Source organism: Merdimonas faecis, assembly GCF_001754075.1.
Lineage (GTDB): Bacteria > Bacillota > Clostridia > Lachnospirales > Lachnospiraceae > Merdimonas > Merdimonas faecis.
On sequence record NZ_MIEH01000040.1, the window covers coordinates 1 to 26,986 of the forward strand.

Here is a 26,986-nt window from a genome sequence, read left to right on the forward strand (position 1 = left end):
CAACTAAATCTGGAAAGAACCTATTTGGCGCTTACGTTAAAACATCGTTTTCCTACCCTATACTTCTCCTATTGACAAAATAAGAGGAGAATAATGTATAGATATGTCATATTACTTCCTCTTTTGGAAAGGGGAAGGACTGCATAAGAGTAGGGCAGAATACATACCAATCAAAAAATAAATTATTTTCTTGTCAGTTCGTCGTAATTCCTATAAGAATTGCGGCGTTTTTTTGTTCGACAAAGTTCTGCCTATTCCTACCATTTTTTACAAATGATTACATAGATTTACGAGAAGGTGTATCTGTGAGAAAACAGGTACGCCTTTTTTGTAATTATTTAAAGAGCCCTTTTCTTTTATATAGGGGGCGGGGCCCGCCTCTCCGGTCTGAACTTTCAAAAAATTCAGATCGGAGGAAAGAAAATGAAGGACAATCACCCAAAAAGAAGAAAAGATAAATATAATCCTTATAGTATATTTGAGTTAGAAGGAAAATATTACATAGAGTTTGCAGATGGACAGAGGAAAGCGCATTGCATGGAAATCAGCAGAGAACTGTATGAGGCATTTGACAGGTTTGAACTGGATGATCTGAAACATCTCAATATCGTTGACCGGCATATTGAACAGTCAGAGATCTATGATATCACTTTACACAGGCGCTCCGGACAGGCAGGAGAATCTGCAGAGAATGAGGCAATCCGGAAGATTGCACTGGAAGAACTTTATTCTGCTATATCCATGCTGCCTGCAATTCAGAAACGCCGGTTAGTCCTTTACTATTTTGTCGGACTGACCTATGAGCAGATCGCAGAGATGGAAAGCTGTTCTTTCCAGGCCATAGCAAAGTCTGTGACAACAGCAGAGAAGAAACTGAAAAAACTTTTAGAATAGCGGGTAGAAAAATCGCTTGAGACTGAGGAAACAGGTGGAAGAGATAATCTTTCGCCTGTTTTTTCGTAGGGGAAGAGCGGGCAGGAACCTTGAAAAGTTCATACCCATTCATCAAGTACATTCCTGTTGCTATCGTGATGAGCGTAAGCCACGTTAGCGGGTACGCCATGATCCGGACGGGTAAAGGCAGCGAAATCCCACCTAATATAGAAGAATCGGTTTGCGGCTGTTTTATCTGTCCGGGGAGCGGGAAATACCCGGCTATAACTGTCAGATTGCTACTGGCAAGGCGATAACAGGCAACAGGTATCATGATACTCCTGCCCGGTCATAAAGTCGAGCGTTAAGAGCGTCGCAACAAGTGAGGGCAGCTTTGGGAGAACCTCAGAGGGGTACAGGCCCGTGGAGCTGATCAGCAGTCAGCCGCTTGATGATTTCCCAGCATGAAATACATGCGATAACAGCCGGGGCGTCGAGGACAAATAGGCTGAAACAGGCAATTATGGTAGCCGGATACAAAGAAATGCTTTGCGTCCGGCTGATACATACCCGCAATGAATAATGGTTTCAAAAGAGCGGGGAGATCCTTATGGAACAAAGAGAATTCTAAGGCGTATAAGAGGAAGGAGATATGATTGTGGAAGAGCAAGAAATGCGGCGTGGAGAGATTTATCACGCAGATCTGAATCCTGTTTTCGGGAGTGAGCAGGGTGGATACCGCCCGGTTCTGATCATCCAGAACAACCGGGGGAATCGGCACAGTCCAACGGTCATTGTTGCGGCTATCACGAGCAGACCAAAGACAAAACTTCCGACACATGTACCGATCAATGGGATCAAAGGACTGGAGAAAGAGTCTTTTGTGTTATTGGAGCAGATCCGGACACTGGACAAGGGGCGTCTGGATGATTATGTCGGCAGGCTGAACCGGGAGCAGATGATAAAAGTGGATAAGGCACTGCGTACCAGCATAGAGATCAAAAAGTTGGATAAACCGATTCTGATGTGTTTATGCCCGGTATGCGCAAAGCCTTTTTACAGTTCCAAAGAACACTTTATCATCCGGGCAGATCAGAATCAGACAATAAAGGAAAAGTGTATGTTTTGTAATGTGCGTCAGGGGTACGATTATTTAATAAGGAAGAAGTATTATTAGAAGTATCCAAATGTGGAGAGAATAAATGTGAAAAGTAATTGACAAACTAAAAAGATAAGTCTATCATGTTAATAACAAAGAGTGAATAACAAAAAGAAAGTAGTGGAGTGTATTAATGTGAATGAGAAAGAATTTTTATCAAAATATGATAGTGCTAAATATGAAAAACCGTCTGTGGCAGTTGATATAAGTATTTTCTCACTGTTTGATGAAAAATGTACAAATTATCGAAAATTACCAAATAAAAAACTCAAAATACTGCTTGTTCGGCGAGGGCAACATCCATGTAAAGGAATGCATGCTTTGCCAGGAGGATTTGTAAAACCGGATGAAACCTTAGAAGAAGCAGCATATCGTGAATTACAAGAGGAGACAGGAGCTAGATGCAATTCATTAAGACAATTAAGAACATTTAGTGATCCTAATCGAGATCCACGGAGGAGGGTTATAACGTGTGCATATACGGCATTAGTAGATGCAAAAAGTCAAACAATTGTTGGCGGATCTGATGCGGCTGATGCCGAATGGTATGATATCCATTTGAGGAAAGAGAATCATCAAGAGGGAATATGGAAATTAACTTTACTTGATAATAAAAGTAAGCTATACGCTGTTTTAAAAGAGAACTCACAAAAAAGAGTTAATGAGCTCCCTGGATTAGAGATACTTGATTCTGTAGGTTTAGCGTTTGATCATGCATTAATTATATGCTATTCATTATTAAAATTAAGAGAGCAAATTAAGTATGAGCCTATAGTTTTTAATTTATTACCTCCACTTTTTTCATTGACAGAAGCGCAACAGGCATACGAATCTATTTTAGAAACAAAACTATATCCTCAGGCGTTTCGCAGAAAGATTAAAGGCTTTGTAGAAGAAACTAGTGATTTCGCAGAAAATAGAGGGCATAGACCATCAAAGTTATATAAGTTGTTAAAAAGATATGATGAATAGGGAGGTAAGGGCATGGATACAAAAGATAAAAATGAAATTACATATACGATAAAATTAGATGTCAGTAAAAAGGATCCTCTCTCCTTTGATGAGATTATGGAATTTTGGCCATATAATAGAACAGTATTCCAAGAAATCAAAAACAATTTAGCAGATATAGTTCCAATGATTGGAGCTGGATTATCTCAAAGTGTTACTAAAGAAAATACTAAGTTTTCGACTTGGGAGGGGTTGCTAAGACAGTGTGCAGATCAGATGGGAACAAAGGAGAAAACGGTAATTGAATGGGAAATAGCAACAGACAGATATGAAGAGGCGGCTGAACGGCTTGCAGAAATTTGTGGAGAAAGAGCTTTATTGACCTATATTAAACAGATGTTCAGTTCGGAAAAGATTGATAAGAAAAAGCTTGAAGGAAGTGCCATATCTGAAGTTGTGAAATTATTTAGCACAGGATTAATACTTACAACGAATTATGATAAGGCAATTGAGATTGCTTATGCACAGTCTAATAGTAATGGAAGTTTAGAAGTATTATTACCTTCTTCTCCCAAAAAAGATTTTGTTCGTGTTGCCAGAAAATCAAGTGATACTTCTGCATTATATAAATTTCATGGCGATATTGACAAAGGATGGGAAGATATTATTTTTACTAAATCATCATATGAAAATGCCTATGGAAAGAATAATCCGACAGAATTGGTTCAGAACCTTTCTTTTTGTCTTTTGACACATCCAATACTTTTTTTGGGGTGTAGTTTAAAAAGAGATCGGATTTTAGATATTTTAATCAATAATAAAGAGGGATCGCATTTTGCATTTGTTGCTTGTGGTGCAGGAGAACGGGGAAAGTTTAATTTGGAAGCTGCAGCAGACGAGGCAATAGAAAAATCTGTAGAGTTGAATAAAATGGGAATTATGCCTGTTTTTTATCCTAGATTTGATAGAAACTGCATAAATGAATTGCTTAAGGAGTTGAGAAAGGATAAAATTTGTAAAGATGAAGCTGAACCGTTAAATGTTCTTTATGTACAAGTTGCAGATGAAAAGAAAAAATGGATTCATGAAAAATTAAAGAAACTCGATAATACCATTAATCGAATTGTTTTTTTTGGTGGAATTACTTCTACACTCCGAAAATTTTATATCAATGAAGAGTCTGATTTAACGGATGAAGAGTTAATATCGAAAGAAAACTTTGAAGCGTTGAATACATGGTTGCAAACGAATGAAGAAGCTCATCTTTATTATTGCTATGAGTATGGAGAAGCAGCCAAAAATAGAGCTTCGCAGGTGAATAAATCTCCAAATAAGACTATGCGAAAAGCTAGAGAAAAAATTATGGAGATACTGAGAATTCCAGATTCATTTCCAGAAGAAGTCAGAGAGCGAATTCACTTAATTCCCCTAACTTATACTTTGACGGGGTATCCGATTATTTATGGCAATGATTTGTTTTGGAATATTATTTTAGATGGAAGAAGCTCTACGGCAGCAGTATTACTTGTTAAAAATGAAGCAATTGAAAAATATAAAGGATATATGCAGTTTGCATTGCAAATGTCGAAAGAAAAGCTTATATCTTCTAAAGAACATAGTAAACCCTGGCCAAACCCGGAAAATGATTTGTATTGGGACTATTTATGTCCAGAATTATACGAAGAAAATATTTTTTCTAAAATTGAAACAGATATAGAAAGACTTAATGATTTATTAAAATGAAAGAGGTGTGTAATATGAGTAACTTAATTACAAAAGTAGAATTGGTTGAAAAATTAAAAAATGCAAAATCTGAGGTTAAAATATTAAGCGTTGTAGCATTTGATATTGATTGGGATGAAGTGCGAGATATATGGTTCGAAAAAATAAATGAAGGGTCATTAAGTGTAGAAATTATTTTGGAATCAGAAGAAGAAGCTTATAAAAGATCCATTATTGCATCAAATAAGCGATACAGCGGAGAAAATAGAAGTTATGAATTAGGTTCTTTTCTCAATATTCTTCACGCTCCAAGTTTGGATTTGAGAAAATATCTTTTAGATAGGCAGTGTAAATATATGGAACCCATTGAAGATATAAAAGGTAATGAGATAAATGGTTATAAGCAAAGATTTTCTTTAAGAACTTGCTATTTAGAAATTCCATATCCAATAGTGAAAATAGACGAAGAATATTATACTTGTTATCTATTCACAAAATTTAATGATATTGGTCAGTTCGAAAGAATAACAAAAGAACATCCTTGGTATGAAGGTTTCCAGAAATATATTGATGCATATCTTTCCGAACCGGCTAACGGAGGGAAAATTAGGCAAAATGTTGCAAAAAAATTTTCTACTGAAGAAACGAAAAAAGGTAATCGAATGGAAGTAATTTACTTATATAATAATGAAAGAGTGATTATGGGCTCGCTTCCAAGAGATTCATTTATGGATACGTCATATATCAAGAATGTTGTTTGGGCATTGATTTTTACAAGAGATGGTCGTCTTCTTATTCATCAACGCAGTAAGAACGCAAAAGATAATCAAGGAATGTGGGATAAATCTGTTGGGGGGCATGTTTCAGCTGATGATATTGATACTGTTAAAGCTACTGCAAGAGAATTGGCAGAAGAATTATATAGTGTTGAGGAAGAAGAACAAGGTGGACATGGAGAATCTAGTTATTTCCAAGTAAATGTAGATAAAATGAAGTTCTTGGGTGAATGGTCTCCGGATACTAGGTACATGTTGCCGTTTAATGAAGTAGATAATCAAAAAGATGAAACTTACTTCTTTAGAATGAATTATGCGTTTAGTAATATTGTTATAAATTCACCCAGACATTTACCAAATGGAGATATTCGTGATGTATATACATTTACAGATGTTTATGTCTGCGTTGTTGGAAGTCAATTTGAAAATAAAATGGCAGACTTAAAGAACTCAAAGTATAAATTGATTGAGTTATATGAATTAAAGGACGCAATGCTTGAAGGAGAAATAGAAGTTACAAAAGAAAATGGAGAAATTGAATATGAAGAATTTAAGGTTTCTCCAGACTTACGTACGATTATCAGATCTGAATTATGGCAGGATCTTACACAATTTTCAGATTACTTAAAGAAATATTATAAACGTAGATAAATGCTTGAAGAGTAATTAATAAGTATGATTCTTCTATAGTTTAGACTACAGTGTGGAAGGAAGAGAAGACGCAATGAATATAAATAAAAATGCTTATGTAATTACATTAACTGGTCCGTCTGGTTGTGGAAAATCAGAAATAATCAATATTTTATGCGAAATAGGTAAGACAGAACAATATGATTTTTTACCAATGCTCATACCTAAATATACAACAAGGGCTTTTAGAAAAAAGGAAATTGAATGTATAGAGAAAAATACTTTTGAGGAATTAGATGTAATTCCCGTACATGGTAAGGATAATGTTGTTTGTGATAAGAACGGAAATATTTTGCCTGAAGAAATGCAAAAAGAAATTAGACGTAAAGCATTTAAACAATTGAATTGTGATTTGGTTTATGAGCAATATGGTAATCAGTATGGTATACATTTTTCAAGTATTTATGAATGTTTAAAGGTGGGGAGAAGTCCAATTATTATACTTAATGATGTTCGTACAGTTGAAGATATTCGTACTTTCTTAGGGAAGAAATGTATTTCTTTATTTGTTTTTAGAAAAGTACCATTGAAAGAAGATTTTTATGAAATTGGTAAAACAAGGAATACAGAGGTGGAAGAGACAGAGGAAAGGTATGAAAAAGCAAATGCGATTTATCGAATATATATAGAAAATATACATTTGTTTGATAAACTTATTTTGAATACACAAAATGGGTATGATAGTTTACGATGTATTTTAATGCAATTAGTTGAATCAATGTGCGAGAAGCAGTCTATGTTTGTTGATGAGAGGTGAATATAAATGATAAATTATACACCTAGATTATTCATTGTTGTTGGAAGCCCCGCTTCAGGTAAGGATGAATTGATAAAGGCGGTAAATACTTTAGGAAATCTTCATGCAAGAATTGTACCAAAGCATACGGATAGAAATGCCCGATGGGATGATGACAATGAAATGATATGTAAAAAAATATTTAATTCAAGAGGTGAGTTGGTAGATAATTCTGATTACGATTTGGAAAATTGTGATATTACTTATCTTAACTATGGGACAAATTACGGGATTAAAACTAGTGATATCTGGAACGGATTTCAGGCAGGTATTCACCAAGTGTTGGTTGTTAGTAATGTTAAAGCATTGAATGAATTGAAAACAATTTTTGGTAAACTGGCCGTGTTTTTATATGTTTATTCTAGTATCACGAAGGATGAATATATGAAGAAAGAACAAATGAAAATGGCCCCAAAAAACATGTTGGATTCAGAGGGAGGCATTGAATATCTTAAAAGAAGAGAAGAAAATTTTGACATGGCATGGAATTTATATGAAAGGAATTTTAATTTGTTTGATCATGTATTTATTTATGCAAATAAAGAAGAAGATTTATTTGATCAGATTTTTCGCTTATTTAGATACTATGAAAATAGAGTGTAAAAGAATTAATAAGAACAAAAAATCAATTTGTCAAGTATGCGATTGAAAAAATCGCACATTGGACGATAAGAGGGCTGTGCGTTATTTTATAGGCGTACAGTCCTTTTATCGCTTTAATCAGCGATAAAAGGGAGGTGCGGTCATGACAGATTCCATTGATATATCAAAGAAGGTATATGAGGCGGATGACATCCAGAAACTGCTTGGACTTGGTAGGACAAAAACCTATGAATTTCTGGATGAGGTTTTTCAAAAGCAGGAGCCGTTCCGTGTCATCAAGATTGGAAAGGTATACAAAATTCCCTGTCTCCCATTTGAAAGGTGGCTGTACGGGGAATAGGAAAAGCAAGGTGTGAAAATCAATGAAACAGAACAATCAGTTGACAAAAGCGGAAAATAAGGAAGTACAGGAAGAAAAAAGGGTTGTCTTTTTTGAAGGAAACTCATGGTATCACAGGACGAAAGAGCTGATGGATGATCTGACCACCAAATACAGCAAAAAAGGTGGGTTTAAGACTCCGGAAGAGGCAGAAAAAAGCTACTGGGAATACGAGGAACGTTACCGGGAAAAACAGAGGGAATTTCAAGTTGCTTTTTTAAAGAGCAAAGAAGTTATGTTCGGAGAATACCTTCAGTATTGGTTTGAACACATTTATTCTCTGCGGATTGAGACAACGACTAGAATGTTGGGATCATATACTCTGTACGAATTGATCCTGCCCAGTATGGAAACCGATGTAAAACTGAGATTTGTAACAGTAGAGTATCTGGATAAATTACTGGAGCAGGTATCAAAAATCTGTTCTTCGGCAGGTAATAAAGGAAGAGAATTGTTGAGTCTGGCATTTAAAGACGCTTTGTTTGACGGATTTATCAATTATAATCCGGTTCCGGAGACAAAGCCTTATCCGAGGACAAAACCAAAGATCAGAATATTCAGTAAAGCAAAACTGAAAGTATTCCTGCACGCGGCCAGTAAGAACCCGTGGTATCTGGAAATTTTACTGGGATTGTTCTGCGGTCTGAGAAAAGGAGAAATCCTTGGACTCAAATTCAGCGATTTTGATTTTGAAAAACAGACCGTCAGGATCAGCCGCCAGTTAGTGGCAAATCCAAAAGTAAAAGAAGGGTTTGAAATAGAAGAATATACGGTTATTGAGCGTGATCCTAAAACAGAGAACAGTTTCCGGATACTGAAAGTTCCAAAGGCGATCATGAAAGAAGTGGAACGCCGGTTACATTATGTGGAAATGAGAAAGGAATGGTATGCCGGAAATTATGAAGATCATGGATACGTCAGTTGCCGGGAGGATGGAAAGCCGAGAGGGTTAAGCTCCATGAACCAGGCATTGACAAAACTCTGTGAGAGAAATGGCCTTCCGGTTATCACTGTTCATGGTCTGCGCCATATGTTTGCGACGATATTGATTGAGCGAGGGGTTCCTTTGGTAAAGATCTCCGGATTGCTGGGGCACAATTCGATTCATACCACCTATGAATACTACTGTGAGGTTATGGATGAGAAAGATAAGATCATTGCATTTATGAATGACACTTTTGTTCCAGAGCGGACAGGAACGGAGGGATAGTCGATGAAGAAATTTGATTTTAAGAAGTATGTGGAATTTAAAGTGTATTCTGTTACGACCATAAAGAAAGGCTATGGGTTCCGAGTCCTATTGAAATTTGCAGATGGTTCAGATACTACCCAGCAGCACGCTGGATTCAGCAGTAAGAGAGAGGCAAATGCCCAAAGAGATGAAATCATCGGGCAGCTTCATGCGGGAACTTATATTGTATACGGAAAGATTAAAGTGGCGGATTTCATGGAGTTCTGGCTGGAAGAAATCATGCGTCCCCGGATAGCAGATAACAGTTATAACGGTTATAAAAATGTGGTTTACAACTATGTGATACCGCAACTGGGAAAAATGTATATGGCAACTCTGAATCAGGGATATATCAGAAAACTATATAATACCATTGCGGCAAAACATGAATCTATCGCACGACTGGCGAAAACAGTCATGAATACAGCACTGGCTTATGCGAAATCGAAGAATGTAATAGCGGTAAATCCAGCGGAGAGCGTTCCTCTGCCAAAGAAGATAAAGAAAAAACCATACCGTGAGTTAAAGATAGATGTAAGCAAGACGCTGACGCTCCCGCAGGTATTTCAGTTGGTAGAGGCAAGCAAAGCGACGCCGATCCATATGCAGATCTTATTTGCAGTTCTGATGGGCCTGCGGCGTGGAGAGATCAATGGGTTGAAATACAGTGATGTAGACTATATCAACCGCACATTGAAAATACAGAGGCAGTTGGGGAAAAAACCAAATTCCAAAGCAGAAGATGTACCGCCTAAAATGCTGACAAAACAGGAGATCAAGCCAAAAACTCCGTCCAGTATAAGGGAGATCCCTATTCCAGACTATGTGTTTGAGGCAATTCTGGAACAGCGCCGGATTTATGAGAAGAATCGCAGGCGAAGGAGTAAAGAGTTCCGTGACTGGGATTACATTTGCTGTTCCACTTATGGAAATCCAAGAAGTAAAAGCTATCATCAGAAATATTATAAAGAACTGCTTGCTTCTTTAGGACTTCCAGATATTCATTTCCATCAGTTGAGAAATACATATACGACCATTCTTTTGAAACATGACTTTAATATCAAAGGAATATCGCATATGTTAGGGCATTCAAAAGAGATTATATCAGCAGACGTCTATGGGGATACTGCTGAAATCATTGAAGATTGCTTATATGCTATTGAACCATTTATGGAAGAAGTCCTTCCGGAAAGCCGGGAAGAGAAATACTATGATTACTCCGATCTGAAGGAAATAGACGAGGCAGCCGAGGAATATTTAATGGCAGCATGACAACAATGTAAGGAAGAAACCATAAAAAAGTACAGATGTACACCCGAACATTTGTACTTTTTTTGCTTTTCGACCTATATACTTTTATCATTATCTTTGCTATAATGTCCGAAAGGGCAGAGACAGGCATATACAAAACTGACTGTCATGCCAGTTAATGCTATCTTGTGTTATTTAGTCCTCGAAAAAGTGTTTTGTGACTTTTGCCTTTCTGGATTCGTAATGGAGTCCTATAAGGCTATTATTTTGACATTTTCGTTACGAATGAATTTTTTGAGGGTGGCTGATATTGAACGTATCAAAAGTCACAAAGGAGAGATTTTGCTATGGATAAATTCGTTTTAAAGGCCCCGTATCAGCCAACAGGCGATCAGCCGCAGGCAATCGAGGCGCTTGTAAAAGGGTTCAAGGAAGGCAATCAATGCCAGACTTTACTAGGGGTTACGGGTTCTGGAAAGACGTTTACGATGGCCAACGTGATCGAACAGTTGCAGAAACCGACACTGGTCATTGCCCATAATAAAACACTGGCCGCTCAGTTGTACGGAGAATTCAAGGAGATGTTTCCTGATAACGCAGTGGAATATTTCGTCTCCTACTACGACTACTACCAGCCGGAGGCATATGTTCCTTCCTCGGACACCTACATTGCCAAGGATTCCTCCATTAATGAGGAAATTGATAAGCTGCGGCTGTCGGCTACTGCGTCTCTGATCGAGCGGCGGGATGTGATCATCATTTCCAGTGTGTCCTGTATCTATGGACTGGGTGAACCGGAAAACTTTGAAAAGATGATGGTTTCTCTGCGTCCGGGAATGGAAAAAGACCGGGACGAGGTGCTGCGGCAGCTTATCGACATTCAGTATGAAAGAAATGAAATGGACTTTAAGCGAGGAACCTTCCGCGTCCGCGGAGATGTGCTGGAAATTATTCCGGCTAATGAGGCGGAGACAGCCGTAAGAGTAGAATTTTTTGGAGACGAGATTGACCGGATCACGCAGATCGACGTGCTGACCGGAGAGATTAAAGGGGAACTGGAGCATGTGGCCATCTTTCCGGCTTCCCATTACGTGGTGCCGGCGGAGCGGATCAAAATAGCAGCGGACGCCATTGAACAGGAACTGGAAGAGAGGGTGCAGTATTTTAAAGGAGAGGACAAACTGCTGGAGGCGCAGAGGATCGCAGAGCGAACAAACTTCGATGTGGAGATGCTCAAAGAGACAGGATTTTGTTCCGGTATCGAGAACTACTCCAGACATCTTTCCGGGCTTGCGCCTGGGCAGCCGCCTCATACACTGATGGATTATTTTCCGGATGATTTCCTTATCATTATTGATGAGTCGCATAAAACGATTCCGCAGATCGGCGGTATGTATCACGGAGACCAGTCCAGAAAGCGGACGCTCGTGGACTATGGGTTCCGTCTGCCTTCGGCACTGGACAACCGTCCTTTAAGCTTTGATGAGTTTGAACAGAGAATCGATCAGATCATGTTTGTTTCCGCCACGCCTGGGCCGTATGAAGAAGAACATGAGCTTCTAAGGGCAGAGCAGGTGATACGGCCGACAGGGCTTCTGGATCCCAAGGTGGAAGTGCGCCCGGTGGAAGGACAGATTGATGATCTGATCGGAGAGATCAATAAAGAAGTGGCAAAGAAAAATAAGGTGTTGGTGACGACACTGACCAAGCGTATGGCAGAAGATTTGACGGACTATATGCGGGAGGTCGGTATTCGTGTGAAATACCTTCACTCAGATATTGATACCCTGGAGCGGACACAGATCGTGCGGGACATGCGTCTGGATGTTTTCGACGTGCTGGTGGGAATCAATCTTCTGAGGGAAGGTCTGGACATTCCTGAGATCACGCTGGTGGCAATCCTGGATGCGGACAAAGAAGGTTTCCTTCGTTCCGAGACTTCTCTGATCCAGACCATTGGCCGGGCGGCCAGAAACAGTGAAGGACATGTAGTCATGTATGCAGATACCATGACCGATTCCATGCGCCTTGCGATCCAGGAGACGGAGCGGCGGCGTGCGGTTCAGATGGCGTACAATGAGGAACACGGGATTACGCCAAAGACGATCCAGAAGAGTGTCCGGGATCTGATTTCCATATCCAAGAAGGTGGCAGCGGAGGAAATGCGGATGGAAAAGGATCCGGAATCTATGAGCCGGAAAGAACTGGAAAAATTGGCCAAGGATATAGAAAAGCAGATGAAGAAAGCAGCGGCGGAATTAAATTTCGAAGCAGCGGCCGAGCTGCGTGATAAGATGATAGAGCTAAAGAAAATGATGGCAGAATAAAAAATTGCCGAAATGATGTATACAGACAGATAACAGGGGAAGGATAATAAGAATGAAAGAAACGAATCGCAAGCATTTCATAAAAATCAGAGGGGCCAATGAGCACAATCTGAAAAATATCAGCCTGGATATTCCAAGAGAAGAGTTGGTGGTTCTGACAGGACTTTCCGGATCGGGGAAATCCTCATTGGCTTTTGATACGATCTATGCGGAGGGGCAGAGACGCTATATGGAGTCTTTGTCCTCTTATGCCAGACAGTTCCTGGGACAGATGGAAAAGCCGGACGTGGAAAGCATCGAAGGGCTTCCTCCGGCTATTTCCATCGATCAGAAATCCACAAACAGGAACCCCAGATCTACGGTCGGGACAGTGACGGAAATTTATGACTATTTCCGTCTTTTGTATGCCAGAGTGGGAATCCCCCACTGCCCCAAATGTGGCAAAGAGATCAAAAAGCAGACCGTAGATCAGATGGTGGATCAGATCATGGAACTGCCGGAACGGACCAAGATCCAGCTGTTGGCTCCGGTGGTGAGAGGCCGGAAAGGAACTCATGCAAAACTGCTGGAACGGGCAAAGCGAAGCGGATATGTCAGGGTACGGGTAGACGGTAACCTGTACGAGCTGACGGAAGAAATTGTGCTGGATAAAAATATCAAGCATAATATTGAGATCATCGTGGACCGCCTGGTGGTAAAAGAAGGGATCGAGCAGAGACTGACAGATTCTATCGAAACGGTACTGGGACTGGCAGAAGGCCTTCTGACCGTGGACGTGATCGGCGGGGAGCCTATTCAGTTCAGCCAGAGCTTTTCCTGTCCGGACTGCGGGATCAGCATCGAGGAGATCGAACCGAGAAGCTTTTCTTTTAATAATCCGTTTGGAGCCTGCCCTGAGTGTTTCGGACTTGGCTACAAGATGGAATTTGATATCGACCTGATCATCCCGGACAAGACCTTAAGCATCAGCGAAGGGGCTATCGCTGTGATGGGCTGGCAGTCCTGTACAGATCCCAAAAGCTTTACCTACGCGATCCTGGATGCACTGAGCAAGGAGTATCAGTTTTCTCTGGATACGCCTTTCGGGAAATATCCTAAGAAGATACAGAATATTTTGATTAATGGAACAAACGGAAAAGAAGTGAAGGTGCATTATCGGGGCCAGAGAGGAGAGGGCGTCTATGATGTAGCCTTCGAAGGACTGATCAAGAACGTGGAAAGGCGCTACAGGGAGACCTCATCCGAGACGGTAAAGGCAGAATATGAAGAATTTATGCAGATCACGCCTTGTCATGAGTGCGGCGGCCAGCGTCTGAAGCCGGGAGCGCTGGCGGTAACGGTAGGCGGCAAAAATATTGCTGAGGTGACGGCTCTGTCTATTGAGAGGCTGCAGAAATTTCTGGACAAGCTGAAGCTGAATAAACACCAGATGATGATCGGCGGCCAGATTTTAAAGGAGATCAAAGCCAGAATACAGTTCCTGATGGATGTGGGGCTGGACTATCTGACGCTTGCCCGGGCTACCGGCAGCCTTTCCGGGGGAGAGGCACAGAGGATCCGGCTGGCCACGCAGATCGGATCCGGCCTGGTGGGCGTAGCCTATATCCTGGATGAGCCCAGTATTGGTCTTCACCAGAGGGATAATGACAAGCTGCTGGGCACCTTAAAGCATCTGCGAGATCTGGGCAACTCCGTGATCGTGGTAGAGCATGATGAAGATACCATGCGCGAGGCGGACCATATCGTGGATATCGGGCCGGGAGCCGGCGAGCATGGCGGAGAAGTGGTGGCGGAAGGCACCGCAGAAGAAATTATGGCGAATAAAAACTCCATAACCGGAGCATACCTAAGTGGGAGGATCAAAATTCCTGTGCCGGAACACCGGGCAAAGCCTTCCGGGTGGCTGAAGGTGACCGGGGCCAGAGAAAATAATCTAAAGAATATTGATGTAAAATTCCCGCTGGGTGTGATGACCTGCGTGACCGGGGTCTCCGGTTCGGGAAAAAGTTCCCTGGTCAATGAGATCCTCTATAAACGTCTGGCGAGGGATTTAAACCGTGCCAGGACCATACCAGGAAAACACAAGGACATCAAAGGGATCGAGAAACTGGACAAGGTGATCAATATTGACCAGTCGCCGATCGGCAGGACGCCAAGGTCCAACCCGGCCACATATACGGGAGTGTTTGACCTGATCCGGGAATTGTTCGCAGCTACGCCGGATGCAAAGGCAAGGGGATATCAGAAGGGACGTTTCAGTTTTAATGTGAAAGGCGGCCGGTGCGAGGCCTGCAGCGGTGATGGAATCCTGAAGATTGAGATGCATTTTCTTCCGGATGTGTATGTACCCTGTGAGGTCTGCAAGGGAAAGCGGTACAACCGGGAGACGCTGGAGGTCAAATATAAGGGGAAAAGTATTTATGATGTGCTGAATATGACGGTGGAAGAGGCTCTTCATTTCTTCGAACATGTACCCAGTATCCGAAGGAAGATGGAGACCTTGTATGATGTGGGACTTTCTTATATCCGGCTGGGACAGCCGTCCACCACGCTCTCCGGAGGAGAGGCGCAGAGGATCAAGCTGGCGGCGGAATTAAGCAAAAGGAGCACTGGAAAGACCATCTATATCCTGGATGAGCCGACCACGGGGCTTCATTTTGCAGATGTGCATAAGCTGACGGAGATCCTGCACCGGCTTTCCTCCGATGGCAATACGGTGATCGTGATCGAGCACAACCTGGATGTGATCAAGACGGCAGACTATATCATCGACATCGGTCCGGAAGGCGGAGAACGGGGCGGAACAGTGATCGCCCAGGGGACGCCGGAGGAAGTAGCGAAAAATCCGGTGTCTTATACAGGGCGATATATTGACATGGTCCTGAAAAAATAGTGTCGAAGTCCCCCGATGCTTTACAAAGAATTAAGGAAATAAGGACTTTCCATTTTCCGGAAATTTGATTATAATGGTACATGCACAAAAGAGAGCAAGACAGCATGACGAAAGGGGAATAAGGATGTCAGCAGATATCGGAATTGATCTGGGCACCGCCAGTGTCCTTGTCTATGTCAAGGGCAAAGGCGTGATCTTGAAGGAGCCTTCGGTGGTGGCGTTTGACAGGGATTCCAATGCCATTAAAGCCATCGGAGAAGAAGCGCGTCTGATGCTGGGGAGGACACCGGGAAATATCATCGCGGTGCGTCCGCTGCGCCAGGGCGTGATCTCAGATTATACAGTTACGGAAAAGATGATCAAGTACTTCGTGCAGAAGGCCTTGGGGAAACGTACATTTAAAAAGCCGCGCATCAGTATCTGTGTGCCAAGCGGCGTCACAGAGGTGGAGCGTAAGGCGGTAGAGGAAGCCACATATGCTGCCGGCGCCCGGGAGGTGAACCTGATCGAGGAACCCGTGGCGGCAGCCATCGGTGCGGGGATCGACATCTCAAAACCCTGTGGAAATATGATCGTGGATATTGGCGGAGGAACATCGGATATTGCGGTGATCTCTCTTGGCGGTACAGTAGTCAACACATCCATCAAGCTGGCAGGAGATGACTTTGATGAGGCCATTGTCCGGTTTATGCGGAAAAAACACAATCTGCTGATCGGAGAACGGACAGCGGAGGATATCAAGATCAAGATCGGGACAACCTATCCGCTGATCGAGGAAGAGTCTATGGAGGTGCGGGGAAGGAACCTGGTAACAGGTCTTCCAAAGACGGTAACAGTCACGTCATCGGAGACAGAAGAGGCCCTGCGGGAGACTACAGGTCAGATCGTGGAAGCAGTCATCAGTGTTCTGGAACGCACACCTCCGGAACTGTCCGCGGATATCCTGGATCGGGGGATCATGCTGACCGGCGGAGGATCTATGCTCCGCGGGTTGGAAGAGCTGATCGAGGAGAAAACAGGAATCAATACCATGACAGCGGAAGAACCGATGCAGGTGGTGGCTATCGGAACCGGACAGTTTGTAGAATTTGCAGGCGGGCGAAAAGATTACTAATGGAAGAGATAAAAGGATATGTAGAGCACATTGTATACCGCAATGAAGATAATGGGTATACAGTTTTTCATCTGAATAATGAAGACGGAGAAGTGACCTGCGTGGGGAATTTTCACTTCATTGAAGAGGGAGAGCTTCTTCGAATGGAGGGAGAATACACCACGCATAAACTTTATGGTCTGCAGTTTGCGGTACAGACATCGGAAGTCTGTGAGCCGGAAGATCTGGTTTCCATTGAACGATACCTGGGATCCGGCGCCATCAAAGGCGTTGGCGCTGCTTTAGCCGGAAGGATCGTTAAAAAATTCCGGGAAGATACATTCCGGATCATCGAGGAGGAGCCGGAACGGCTTGCCGAGGTTAAGGGAATCAGTGAACGCAAAGCCAGGGAGATCGCCGTGCAGGCAGAGGAAAAGAAGGATCTGAGAAGAGCCATGATCTACCTGCAGAAATATGGGATTTCCACTACGCTGGCGGCGAAGATCTATCAGCAGTACGGACGTAATGTTTACCGTATCATCGAGGAAAACCCCTACCGCCTGGCTGATGACGTGGCGGGCGTGGGATTTAAGACTGCCGACGAGATTGCTGCAAAAGTAGGGATACATACGGATTCAGATTACCGGATCCGAAGCGGGATTTTTTATACACTGATGCAGAGCATCGGAGAAGGCCACGTGTACCTTCTTAAGGATGCACTGACCTGGAGAGCGGGAAAGCTTTTAGAGGTAGAGATTGATAATATTGAGAAGTACCTGATGGATCTGGCTATGGAAAAAAAGGTGGTCCTAAAAGAAGCAGAAGACGGTGTGAGAGTATATTCTTCAAGGTTTTATTATATGGAATTGAACGTTGCAAAAATGCTTCATGATCTGAATATTTCTGAAGAAGTTTCCAGGGAACGTCTGTTGGAAAGATTAGGAAAGATTGAGGACGCAACCGGGCTTTTTCTGGATGAGATGCAGAGAAAAGCGGTAATGGAAGCGGCGAAGCAGGGGATCCTGGTCCTGACCGGAGGACCGGGGACCGGAAAGACAACTACAATTAATGCCATGATCCGTTTGTTTGAGAGTGAAGGAATGACTATCCTGCTTGCAGCACCTACAGGGCGGGCTGCCAAGAGGATGACAGAAACCACCGGGTATGAGGCGTCTACGATACACAGGCTTTTAGAGGTCAGCGGCAATCCGGAGGAGGAAACCATCGGAGGCTTTCAGAGGAATGAGGAGAACCCGCTGGATACGGATGTGCTGATCATTGACGAGGTGTCTATGGTGGACCTGCCTTTAATGAATGCACTGCTGAAAGCCGTGATGCCGGGGACCCGTCTGATCCTGGTAGGAGACCAGAATCAGCTGCCAAGTGTGGGACCTGGCAGTGTGCTGAAGGATATCATTGCCTCCGGGTGCTTCCCGGTGGTGATGCTGACGAAGATTTTCCGGCAGGCCGGAGAAAGCGATATTGTCGTCAACGCGCATAAGATTAACCGGGGAGAACCGGTGATCCTGGATAACAAGAGCCGGGATTTCTTTTTTCTGAAGAGGCAGGAGCCGAACGTAATCATCAGCGTGATGCTGACCCTGATCCAGAAAAAGCTGCCGAAATATGTGAATGCCGGTATCTATGACATCCAGGTGATGACTCCTATGCGGAAGGGGCTGCTGGGGGTAGAAAGATTAAACCAGATCCTGCAGCAGTATCTAAATCCGCCGTCGCCGGAGAAAAGCGAAAGAGAATATGCAGACCGTTTGTTCCGGGAAGGGGACAAGGTGATGCAGATCAAAAATAATTATCAGCTGGAATGGAAAATACAGACGAAATACGGCCTTACTGTGGATAAAGGACAAGGCGTATTTAATGGAGACATGGGTGTTGTCCGGGAAATCAATACCTATGAAGAGACCATAACAGTAGAGTATGATGAACACAGGCAAGTGGTTTATCCCTATAGCATGATGGATGAGCTGGAACTGGCTTACGCCATTACGGTTCATAAATCGCAGGGGAGCGAGTATCCGGCGGTGGTGATCCCACTGCTTCAGGGGCCAAGACAGCTGTATCACAGGAATCTGCTTTATACAGCCGTGACACGGGCAAAGAAATGTGTCACCTTGGTGGGAAGCGAGGCAGTCTTCCAGGAAATGATCCGGAATAATCAGGATCAGAAGAGGAATACAAGCCTTGCTGAACGGATCCGCGAATTTTACTAGATGAGTATCAAAAAGAATAAACTTTTGACAGAAGTATGTACATTGCTCTGGCCGGAAATCTGCCCTTTCTGCGGGAAAGCCAGCCGGGCGGGAACCTGTCCTGAATGTCGGGAAAAGCTGAGAAAACTCGAAATACAAGAACCCAGATGCATGCAGTGCGGCAGACCTGTGCGATATGCAGAACAGGAGTATTGCCACGATTGTGCGGAAACCAGACATTTTTATGATCAGGGCTACAGTCTCTGGCTTCACAGGAAGCCGGTCAATCAATCCATCTATCGTTTCAAATATCAAAACCAGCGCAGATTTGCCGCCCATTATACGGCAGAATTAACCCGGGCGTTTGAAGGACAGGTCCGCAGATGGCGGCCCTGCCTGATCATGCCGGTTCCCCTGCATAAAAAGAGAAGGAGAGCCCGGGGATATAACCAGGCAGAGCTGATCGCTGAAGGGCTGGGGCGTGCATTTGAGATTCCGGTAGACGCCGCAAGCCTGATAAGAAAGAAGAATACGGTACCGCAGAAAGAGCTGGACAGGCAGGGACGGATGCAGAATATGAAAAATGCATTTATGCTTGCAGACAGCTTTTTGCCCGTCAGGACGATCCTGCTGGTTGATGATATCTATACCACGGGAAGCACCCTTGATGCGGCCGCGTTTACGCTGAAGCAGAGGGGTGTCCAAAAAGTCTATTTCTTAACGATAAGTATTGGACAAGGGTAAGGATATTTGTTATACTAAAAATGATGGTTAGACGACAGAAAATCATTAGAGGTGTAGGATGTTAGACGAGAGAAAAGTAAAGTTAATGACACGTCTTGCTTTTTATGAGCAGACGCGGGGGAAAGAGGATTTTAAGATCAGCGCATATTACCGCAAGGATTACACCAGCCTGCATATGCTGTGTTCCTTTATCTGGGTGACCATCGGATACGTGCTGGTTGTAGGGCTTGCAGTGCTTGCGGGACTTGACAGCCTTCTGGGGCATATGTCTATGGCGGTGATGGTACTGATTGGCGGTATGGCTATTGTGGGATGGCTGGCGGTTGTTATCATTTATGCTATGATTACCAGCCATGTATATAATGAAAAGCATAAAAATTCCAGGCAGAGAGTTAAAAAATATAATCATGATCTGACCAGACTTTTGAAAATGTATGCTCAGACAGATTCACAGGAATAGAGGAAAAGGAGATAGACAGATGGATACAATCTATGTGCTGCGCGGACGTATACAGGAGGTATATGCCCGGTATACAAAAATCATTGACAAGGCAGGTCAGTTCATCCTGGCGGTCGTGGTTTTTACACTGATCAATCATAACGTGGGATTTATGGATGCGTTTGACTCGCCGGTCGTGGCTTTGGCACTGGCTGTAATCTGTGCTTTCCTGCCGATGCTTGTTACAGTTCTGGCGGCAACGGCGCTGGTTCTGGCGCATATGTTCTCCGCTTCATTGGGAGCACTGCTGGTGACAGCGGCCGTATTTTTGATCCTGTATATTTTTTATCTCAGGCTGACGCCCAAAATGGCGCTGCTGGTGCTTTTGACGCCGATTGCGTTTTTCTTGAAAATTCCGTATGTGCTCCCTATCGCCTGCGGTCTGGTACTGTCGCCGGTCAGTATGGTTGCGGTAGCCTGCGGCACGATCGTGTTTTACATGCTGGAATATGTCAGGGAAAATGCTTCATCTCTGGAAGGGAGCGCAGACCTTCTGACCCAGGCGACTACATATCTGAAACAGGTGTTTCAGGATAAAGAACTTTGGATCGTGATCGTTGCGTTTATTATTTGCTGCTTTGTCGTATACACTCTGCGCCGGCAGGCAATGGATCATGCATGGAAAATTGCTATTGTTGCAGGAGCTGTAGCAAATATCATTGTGATTGCAGTAGGGGATATTGCTTTTGGCGTACATACTTCTTATGGCGCACTCATCGGAGGAAGTATTGCTGCAATTGCAGTAGGACTGATCCTGGAGTTGTTCTTCTTCACGGTAGATTATGCCAGAAGTGAGAATCTTCAGTATGAAGACGATGAATACTATTATTATGTAAAGGCTGTGCCAAAGATATCAGTCTCCACACCGGAGAAAACGGTAAAGAGGATCAATGAACGCCAGGAGACAGAGATCATTGATGCAGAGGAAGTCCGGAAAAAAGCACGGAAAAGACGTGATATGAAGGACGTAGATAAGATGCTGCTGACACAGAGTATGGAAAATGATTTTGGAATGAAAAAATAGAGGAAGGATCCTGTGATCTGGCAGAAAGTGGGGTGAAAGAGTGAGACAGCTGGTTGATGGATTGATTGCAAAATATGCAGGGAGTCTTTACCTGCCCAATATACAGATAACAGATATCGTTGAGGTCTTAATTCTTACCTTCCTGATATATCAGATCATGGTATGGATTAAAAATACCAAGGCATGGATGCTGCTTCGCGGGATCCTGGTGCTGGCTGTGTTCATTTTGTTAGCCGCAATCTTTAACATGCATACGATTCTGTTTATTGCGGAGAACCTGGTAACCGTCATGGCGACAGCAGCCGTGGTAGTATTTCAGCCGGAACTTCGGCGGGCGCTGGAGAAACTGGGCGAACGGAAGTTCCTGGTCTCCGTGGTTCCATTTGAAGCCAGCAAAGAGAAATCTCACTTTAGCGAGCAGACCAGAGAAAGTATCATTGATGCGGCCTATGCAATGGGCAAGGTGAAAACAGGGGCGCTGATCGTGGTTGAGCAGGCGATCCGCCTGACAGAGTATGAAAGTACAGGAATCCAGATGGACTGTCTGGTATCCAGCCAGGTGCTGATTAATATTTTTGAACATAACACACCGCTTCATGACGGAGCGATCATCGTACGTGGTGACAGGATCGTATCAGCGACCTGTTATCTTCCATTGTCTGACAATATGAATATCAGCAAGGATCTGGGCACCAGGCATCGCGCTGCACTGGGAATGAGTGAGGTCAGCGATGCTCTGATCGTTGTGGTTTCCGAAGAGACAGGGGCAGTTTCGGTGGCACAGGGCGGGCAGCTCTATCGTGCTGTGGACGAGGAGCAGCTGCGCAAAATGCTGATGGATATCCAGGCGACAAAAAAAGAAACAGGAAAACTGCGTGCATTTTTGAAAGGAAGGCATAAGAATGAGAAAAAAACTGATGAATAATCTCGGCCTTAAGATATTAGCCTTCCTGGCTGCGGTTACGCTGTGGTTCCTGGTGGTTAATATCGATGACCCGGTCACGGACCGGACATTTTCTGATATTCCGGTTACCGTAATCAATGACAGTATTGTGACGGATGCCAACCGTACCTATCAGATCGTAGACGGCACCCAGAAAGTAGACGTGACGGTGACGGCTACCCGTTCAGAGCTTAGCCGGATCAGCGCGGAGGACATACAGGCGACAGCGGACATGCGGGAGCTTACACTGGGAACGCAGGTGCCGATACAGATCAGCATTGAAGGACATACGTATGAGGCTGCCTATTCTACGCCGAGAAACCTGCAGGTACAGATTGAAGAAGAGGCAAGGAATAATTTCCCGATCACTCCGACAACGATCGGAACGGTGCGGGAAGGCTATGTGATCGGCAATTTGAAAGCAGATCCGGAAGGCGTGACGATCCGCGGGCCGAAGAGTGTGATCAACAGTATCAACAGAGTCTGTGCGGAAGTAGATGTCTCCGGACTTTCCGAAAGTGCTACACTGGAGGCGACCTTGATTCTTTATGATGCGAATAACAACGTGATCGACCAGACTCTGCTGACGAACAATCTGGGAGATGAAGGATTATCTGTAGAGGTTGAACTGGATCAGACGAAAAATGTACCGATCAGTCTGGACACATCAGGAATTTCAGCAGCGGAGGGATACAGTATCGGTGACATAAGCTGTGAACCTCAGGAGCTTCTTTTGTCTGGCGACGGGGATACGATGAAAGACCTCGATGAGATTGAAATACCGGAGAGTGAACTGGAGCTGTCCGGGCTTACAGAACGGACAGAGCACACGGTAGATATTACAGAGTATCTTCCGGAAGGAGTGACTCTGGTAGACTCTAACGCCAGCAATGTGGTAGTGACCATATCCGTTAACCAGCCGGGAGCACAGGTGTTTGAAGTCTCGACGAATGCTATCGTGGTCAGCAACCTGGCGGAAGGGCTGGAAATAAGTTATGGGTCGACGGTAGATCTGGAGCTGCAGATCCGGGGACCAGAAGAGACACTGGACAGTCTGTCTCTTGCAAAAAAGGTGTCCATTGATCTGAAGGATTATACAGAAGCAGGAACCTATACCGTGCCGGTAAGCGTAGAACTGCCGGAAGACTGCAGACTGGTGAACGATGTCCAGGTGGAGGTCGTGCTGCGGGAGGCATCTGGTGATCAGACAGATCAGGGAAATAATAATACAGAGGAAAAAGAATAGGGGGTCCGAGTTATGATTCGGCAAAGTGTGACAATTACAAATCCAACCGGATTACATCTGCGGCCTGCGGGAATATTTTGTAATGTAGCCAGCAGATATCAGTGCCGTGTGACTTTTGAGTACGATGACACGACTGCAAATGCCAAAAGTGTTTTGAGTGTGCTGGGTGCATGCATCAAAAAAGGTGATGAGATTACTCTGATATGTGACGGCGAAGACGAAGAGGAAGCGATGGCAGCTATGGTAAAAGCCATTACAGACGGATTAGGAGAATAATGTGTGAACGGGGACGTACACTTTTTGCAAAAGTGTACGTCCCCGTTTGCGTTTGTGGGTGTCCCTATTTGCGTTTGCCCCTGTCCCCATTTGTAAATCCGCAACTAAGATTTGCATATTTTGTCAAACTATGTTAATGTAAACTTGTATCGGTATCTAAAATAATAAGGGGAAAGAAAAGGAGGAGTGAGTGAATAAGATACGGAAATTGCTGATACCAGCGCTTTTCCTCTGTCTGACCTTGTCTGGGATGACGGTGATGGAGAGCAGTGCAGAAGAAACGCAAGGGGAGCAGGCGTCTGCAGGATCAGCTTTAGAGGATGAAAACCCTCAGCGTCTTGAAGAGGTTACCGGAATGGATGAGGAAGGTAACATTTATGAGGTGGACGATTCTGAGGGGACGGTCGAACAACCGAAATTGAGAACTTTTTCAAGAGCGGCAAGCGTGCAGGTCGTAAATTTCCGAACGAAAGGAAATGCAACGACTAACTATATGGAGTACGGTACCGGGGCTTCAGGTTACACGAATGGAGCTTACGGTGCGGATGCGGCATATCTTGGTACCTACAACGGGAAGGTAAGATTTATGCTTTCCGGCGTGGTGGGAGAAGTGGCAGCCAGTGAAGTACAGCTGGTTAATTTCTCCAGTGCAAAGTCCATCAGCTGCTATGAAGTGTCTGGCGGCAGACTTCTGCACCACATTACACAGGATATGTCGACAACGGGACACGCAACTTCTCTTGACAACGGAAATGCTCCATCATATCTGGCAAGTGGTACCACTTATTACAGTTATGACGGGCATTATTTTTATACGGATTACGCAGTAATGCTTGCAGACTACCAGAATCAGACACGCTCCAATTCTGTGAATGAAGGCAGTCCATACTATAATTATTATCAGTACCTTCCACTGCGGAGCGCAAGCAGCTATAGTGCGGCAGAGCTGAACAGCCTGATCAATGCAAAGGCCGGCGGTTCTTCCAAAATGTACAACATCGGAGAATACCTGGTTTCTGCCCAGGATACTTACGGTGTCAATGCGCTTCTGATCGCAGGAGTGGGTGCGAATGAAAGCGGATGGGGAAAAAGCTCCATTTCCCATGAAAAGAATAACTTATTTGGTCTCAATGCCATAGATACGTCACCAGGAACCAGTGCGTCTACCTATGCAAGCGTGCAGGAATGTATCCGCCAGTTTGCAGACGGCTGGATGTCCAGAGGTTATCTGGATACCAGCGACTGGAGATATAAGGGCGGTTTCCTGGGAAATAAAGGCAGCGGGATCAATGTCAGCTATGCGTCAGACCCATATTGGGGAGAACGTGCAGCCAATCTGATCTGGAATCTGGATCAGAATGGAGGCGGCAGAGATGGATATGCTTACTCTATCGGAATAAAAGATACGATTAATACATCTCATAATTCTGTGAATGTAAGGAGCAGCAGCTCGACATCCAGTACGGCACTGTACAAAACCGGCGCATGGGCAAATTATGCGGTGCTGATCCAGAATCAGACAGCGGAAAACGGATTCTATCGTATCCAAAGCGATTCCGTTCTTAATGCTGACCGAAGCAGTATCGTAACAAATACCGGAGCCTATAGTTTTGACCAGATGTATGCATATATATCTGCGGATTATGTTACTTTGGTGAACCAGGGCACAGATACAGAGATAAAGAAAGAGTTGTCATCCATTTATATCAGCCAGGCACCGTCGAAGGTAACCTATACAGCGGGAGAAAGCTTTGATCCTGCAGGAATAGCGGTCATGGCAAAATGGAGCGACGGGTCTGAAACTGAAGTGACCCAGGAAGTAACCTATAGTGCAGGAACACTTCAGACGGGTATGAGCAGTATTACTGTTACATACACATCCGAAGGTGTGGCAAAGACGGCGGAGCAGGCTATTACGGTTACTGATCCGGCAACCGTTGACTCGGTTGCGGTTAATCCGGAGCAGACAGAGCTTTCACCTGGAGAGAGCCTTACCTTTGGCGTGGCGGTCACTGGAACAGGCAATCCATCCACCCAGGTGGAGTGGAGTTTATCCGGATCCGTAAGCGCAGATACGAAGATTGACGAAAATGGAAAACTGCAGGTTGGAGCGGATGAGACGGCGCAGAGCCTGACGATTACAGTAGTATCTGTGGTAGATCCTACCAAGAGCGCTCAGGCAGTTATAACGATTGTCCAGGCAGAAGTGCCGGACACTTCGCAACCATCAGAAGAACCGGATGATACTCAGACACCGGATACAGAAGCTCCTGAAGAAGAAGCTCCGGATGGGTCAGCATCGGTGGAAGCAGATATCAGAGACGAGGCTACAGGAATCTGGGTCAAAGGTTCACTTGGTCAAGGGACGACTATCGACGTAGAAACCATAAACAGCGATTCAGAGAAGTACGCAGCATATGTTGAGCCGGTGAAAAAGCAGACGATCCTCGGTGTATATGATATCAAACTCAGTCAGGAACTGGCAGATGGAGAAAGCGTGGAGCTGGGATTCCCGGTTGACGCGTCTTATAATGACCAGGAAGTAACGATCCTGCATTATGTTGAAAAGGATGGGCAGGTGTTTATAGAACAGCACGAGGGCACCGTTAAAAACGGGGAAGTCTCAATCTACGTAAACGGATTCTCGCCGTATGTAGTCGCCTTAAATGATGCGCCGACAGAGGAACCACCGGAGAATAATGAAACGCCGGATAACGAGCAGCCGTCAGGGAATGAAACAACACCGGGTGTAAATTACCCGACGGCAAATGCACCGACGCCGGATAGCTCTCTGCCGTCAGGAGATGCCGAGACACCGGATGCTTCCGCAAATCCAGAGAACAATACTTCAGGAAACAATACGGGAACAGGCGCCGGAAACGTGACGACCGATACAACAGGTTCGAATTCCCCTTCGAATCAGATAGACACAGGTTCCGGAGTCACAGGAGGACAGGCAGAACAAGTGTCGCAGGAGGCAAATGGCGGAAAAACTACTGATACGTCAAAAACTGCCGAAAATACCCAGACATCAGAAAATGGACAAAAAGCAGCCGGAGAGCAAAACAAGGAGAATGTGGCTGCAAAAACGGGAGACAATACTCCAATCGCCATTTGGATCGTGATGATCCTGCTGGCGTCTGCCGGTATAGTATATTGGCTGTATGAAAAGAAAAAATCAGTAAAATAGAAAAGAGGAAAGGGCAGCGTCTGAAAAGGCGCTGCTCTTTTTGGCGAAGAAAGGGGAAAGACATCATAATGTGTGAATATGCCACTTCCTTTTCGGGATGTCACCATTTA

The 26,986-nt window shown here is 44.2% G+C and carries 21 protein-coding genes; all 21 read left to right on the forward strand.

Features of this window, described 5'->3' with window-relative positions:
• Positions 1-537: 537 nt before the first annotated feature.
• Positions 538-894 (forward strand): RNA polymerase sigma factor, encoded by a 357-nt coding sequence (locus tag BKD12_RS15755; protein WP_242872788.1) that lies wholly within the window; start codon positions 538-540, stop codon positions 892-894.
• Positions 895-1,525: 631 nt separating this feature from the next.
• Positions 1,526-2,050: a type II toxin-antitoxin system PemK/MazF family toxin gene (locus BKD12_RS17595; protein ID WP_141736966.1), complete on the forward strand. Its 525-nt coding sequence runs from the start codon at positions 1,526-1,528 to the stop codon at positions 2,048-2,050.
• A gap of 117 nt (positions 2,051-2,167) precedes the next feature.
• On the forward strand, positions 2,168-3,004 hold the full coding sequence (locus BKD12_RS15765; protein WP_176730993.1) for an NUDIX hydrolase: 837 nt from the start codon (positions 2,168-2,170) through the stop codon (positions 3,002-3,004).
• A gap of 12 nt (positions 3,005-3,016) precedes the next feature.
• A complete protein-coding gene (locus tag BKD12_RS15770; protein ID WP_070090303.1) occupies positions 3,017-4,726 on the forward strand; it encodes an SIR2 family NAD-dependent protein deacylase in 1,710 nt (569 codons plus the stop codon).
• Positions 4,727-4,740: 14 nt separating this feature from the next.
• Complete coding sequence (locus BKD12_RS15775; RefSeq protein ID WP_070090304.1) at positions 4,741-6,132, forward strand: NUDIX domain-containing protein; 1,392 nt, start codon at positions 4,741-4,743, stop codon at positions 6,130-6,132.
• A 52-nt stretch (positions 6,133-6,184) separates the two neighbouring features.
• Entirely contained in the window at positions 6,185-6,928 is a 744-nt protein-coding gene (locus BKD12_RS15780; RefSeq protein WP_176730994.1) for a nucleoside/nucleotide kinase family protein, read from the forward strand.
• A 6-nt stretch (positions 6,929-6,934) separates the two neighbouring features.
• Positions 6,935-7,570 (forward strand): hypothetical protein, encoded by a 636-nt coding sequence (locus BKD12_RS15785; RefSeq protein ID WP_070090306.1) that lies wholly within the window; start codon positions 6,935-6,937, stop codon positions 7,568-7,570.
• Positions 7,571-7,712: 142 nt separating this feature from the next.
• Positions 7,713-7,910 carry a helix-turn-helix domain-containing protein gene (locus BKD12_RS15790; RefSeq protein ID WP_070090307.1) on the forward strand — a complete coding sequence of 66 codons (198 nt, stop codon included), beginning with the start codon at positions 7,713-7,715 and terminating at the stop codon, positions 7,908-7,910.
• 22 nt (positions 7,911-7,932) lie between these two features.
• Positions 7,933-9,159, forward strand: a complete 1,227-nt coding sequence (locus BKD12_RS15795; protein ID WP_070090308.1) for a site-specific integrase — start codon at positions 7,933-7,935, stop codon at positions 9,157-9,159.
• Positions 9,160-9,162: 3 nt separating this feature from the next.
• Positions 9,163-10,452 (forward strand): site-specific integrase, encoded by a 1,290-nt coding sequence (locus tag BKD12_RS15800; protein ID WP_070090309.1) that lies wholly within the window; start codon positions 9,163-9,165, stop codon positions 10,450-10,452.
• Between the two features lie 326 nt (positions 10,453-10,778).
• Positions 10,779-12,758: an excinuclease ABC subunit UvrB gene (uvrB, locus tag BKD12_RS15805; RefSeq protein WP_070090310.1), complete on the forward strand. Its 1,980-nt coding sequence runs from the start codon at positions 10,779-10,781 to the stop codon at positions 12,756-12,758.
• Between the two features lie 52 nt (positions 12,759-12,810).
• Positions 12,811-15,651: an excinuclease ABC subunit UvrA gene (gene uvrA, locus BKD12_RS15810; RefSeq protein WP_070090311.1), complete on the forward strand. Its 2,841-nt coding sequence runs from the start codon at positions 12,811-12,813 to the stop codon at positions 15,649-15,651.
• A 124-nt stretch (positions 15,652-15,775) separates the two neighbouring features.
• The gene (gene mreB, locus BKD12_RS15815) at positions 15,776-16,765 is read left to right on the forward strand and encodes a rod shape-determining protein (RefSeq protein WP_070090312.1); all 990 of its coding nucleotides are present in this window, start codon (positions 15,776-15,778) and stop codon (positions 16,763-16,765) included.
• Entirely contained in the window at positions 16,765-18,975 is a 2,211-nt protein-coding gene (recD2, locus tag BKD12_RS15820; protein ID WP_070090313.1) for an SF1B family DNA helicase RecD2, read from the forward strand. Before mreB ends, recD2 begins: the two co-directional genes overlap by 1 nt.
• On the forward strand, positions 18,976-19,698 hold the full coding sequence (locus tag BKD12_RS15825; RefSeq protein WP_070090314.1) for a ComF family protein: 723 nt from the start codon (positions 18,976-18,978) through the stop codon (positions 19,696-19,698).
• A 58-nt stretch (positions 19,699-19,756) separates the two neighbouring features.
• A complete protein-coding gene (locus BKD12_RS15830) occupies positions 19,757-20,158 on the forward strand; it encodes a hypothetical protein (RefSeq protein ID WP_070090315.1) in 402 nt (133 codons plus the stop codon).
• Between the two features lie 19 nt (positions 20,159-20,177).
• The gene (locus tag BKD12_RS15835; protein WP_070090316.1) at positions 20,178-21,221 is read left to right on the forward strand and encodes a hypothetical protein; all 1,044 of its coding nucleotides are present in this window, start codon (positions 20,178-20,180) and stop codon (positions 21,219-21,221) included.
• Positions 21,222-21,270: 49 nt separating this feature from the next.
• Complete coding sequence (gene cdaA / locus BKD12_RS15840) at positions 21,271-22,146, forward strand: diadenylate cyclase CdaA (RefSeq protein ID WP_242872789.1); 876 nt, start codon at positions 21,271-21,273, stop codon at positions 22,144-22,146.
• A complete protein-coding gene (locus BKD12_RS15845; RefSeq protein ID WP_070090318.1) occupies positions 22,124-23,410 on the forward strand; it encodes a CdaR family protein in 1,287 nt (428 codons plus the stop codon). Before cdaA ends, BKD12_RS15845 begins: the two co-directional genes overlap by 23 nt.
• 12 nt (positions 23,411-23,422) lie before the next feature.
• Positions 23,423-23,686 carry an HPr family phosphocarrier protein gene (locus BKD12_RS15850; protein WP_070090319.1) on the forward strand — a complete coding sequence of 88 codons (264 nt, stop codon included), beginning with the start codon at positions 23,423-23,425 and terminating at the stop codon, positions 23,684-23,686.
• A 190-nt stretch (positions 23,687-23,876) separates the two neighbouring features.
• Entirely contained in the window at positions 23,877-26,876 is a 3,000-nt protein-coding gene (locus tag BKD12_RS15855; RefSeq protein WP_070090320.1) for a glucosaminidase domain-containing protein, read from the forward strand.
• The last annotated feature ends 110 nt before the right edge of the window (positions 26,877-26,986 follow it).